Source organism: Campylobacter sp. RKI_CA19_01116 (assembly GCF_025771405.1).
Taxonomy (GTDB): Bacteria; Campylobacterota; Campylobacteria; order Campylobacterales; family Campylobacteraceae; genus Campylobacter_D.
The window spans coordinates 1-1,881 of the sequence record NZ_JAKMQF010000022.1; the positions used below are offsets into that span (position 1 = coordinate 1).

1 protein-coding gene and 1 pseudogene are annotated in these 1,881 nt (G+C 29.8%); one reads left to right on the forward strand and one right to left on the reverse strand.

The features are described from left to right. Positions 1 to 200, forward strand: a pseudogene (locus tag L8U41_RS07800) (peroxide stress protein YaaA); the annotation flags it as partial. Between the two features lie 23 nt (positions 201 to 223). On the opposite strand, the gene L8U41_RS07805 reads toward L8U41_RS07800, so the two are convergent. Beyond that, a complete protein-coding gene (locus tag L8U41_RS07805) occupies positions 224 to 1,507 on the reverse strand; it encodes a major outer membrane protein (protein WP_263728258.1) in 1,284 nt (427 codons plus the stop codon). Positions 1,508 to 1,881: the final 374 nt, after the last annotated feature.

The window sequence follows — 1,881 nt, forward strand, 5'->3', positions numbered from 1 at the left end:
TTACCCTCACTTTTTTAAAAAATTCCAAAACTTTAAGTCACTTTGCAAAGGCTTATAGGGGTAAAATATTAAGAATACTAGCAAGTAAAAACATACATAGCAAAGAAGCTTTACTAGAAAATCTACCTAATGATTTAAAAATAAAAGAAATTAAAATACAAGGATTAAAAGAAGAAATAATTTTAGATATAGTAAGCTAAGCCTTTTGGCTTAGCTTTTATAATTAGAATTTGTATAGAGCTTCAAGTCTGATGAATTGATCATCATGGTCACTTACATCTTTTGTATTGAAATCTTCAGTTAAATAAGAATAGAATCCACTAAATGTAAGTTTTGGACTATAAGCATAAGATACTCTTGCAATGTATTCGTTTTTATCTGTATCAGCTATACCTCTACCATATTCAGTAGAACCACCGATATAGTCAAATCCTACTCTTACAGTTTCAGCAAAAGTATAACCTAAACCTGCAAAATAGAAGAAGTTTTCACCAGTATCTCCAGTTAATTTACTACCATTAGAATAGAAAATTTGCTCACCTGGAGCGATTATTCTACCTTTATCTTCTAATGTAACTACACTACCTTTGTCTTTTTCACCATAACCAACTATACCTGCTTGGAAATCAAAAGCAGAAATATTTGCTTGGATTTGAGCAGCATAGAAATTGCCATCATCTAAAGTATCTTTTCCATAGTAGTCTTTTTTATCACTATCTAAGCTATTTCCCAAGTATTGAGCTTGGATTTTGAAGTTAGCATCATTGAATGCAAATTTATAGCTAGCATCTACTGCATATAAGAAAGCCCAGTTATTAGCATAAGCAGCCCAAATTTGGAAAGCAAATGGATCAAAATCACCCAATACAGCAGCACCATATAATGAAGATTTAGCTATATTAAGCCCTTTTGATGCAGCACCAGGAACTCCTCCATTGTCTTTATCTGTTGGATAGTTTTTGTTACTATCTGCAGTAGTAATAGCAGTATCACCATCATCTTCAGCATTGAAGCTATCAAACCAATAACCTGCAAAAGTTAAACCTTCGATAGAATTGTTAAGAACTTTAGCTCCTGTTCCTACTAAATCATCAGTCCAAATTGAACCAACTTCCATTTTACCGAAAGTTACATTTGTAGCATAAGCTTCATTTGTATATTCTAAGTAAGCTTGTTGCACAGCGAAAGTATCATGAGTGTTTGTTCCATTGCCTGTTCCAAAACCAGCTTCATTTGTGCTGTATTGGAATTGAACAAAAGCTTTGAAATTATCATCTAAAGCTGCTTTGAAGTTTAATTGAGATTTAAATCTGTGTTTGTTTTCTTTAGAGTTGTTGTAACCATCTTCAATTGTGTTACCAATGTCTTTTCTATCAGATTCAAATCTGTATCTGAACATACCTGATACATCAACATCTTTTATAGCTTCTTCAAGTGAAACAGCGTTAGCTGCTGAAAAAGCACCTGCAGCCAAAGCTGCTACTAAACTAAGTTTAACTAGTTTCATGAGAATTCTCCTTATTAAAATTAAAACTATGACTTGTATTATATCATAGTTTTATATGAGAATTCTTAAAGTAAACAAAAATATGTATTTATTGGGATATATATTTGAAGTTATAATATGTTGTTATACTATAATTATTAGTATATAATGATTATAGTTTAGATAATCAAACTATATTAAATTAAATCTTTAAAATTATAATTTAATTTTATTCCTAATTTTATATTTTATAAATAATCTCATTCATATTTAAAACTATATATCTTTAAAGATCTAGTAAAAAACTAGATCTTTAAAAACTAAGGAGTTATCTATGAATGTTTGCTTTTACAGATGTAATTATGCTCTTTGATAGTTAATGTTTGGAAACTGGG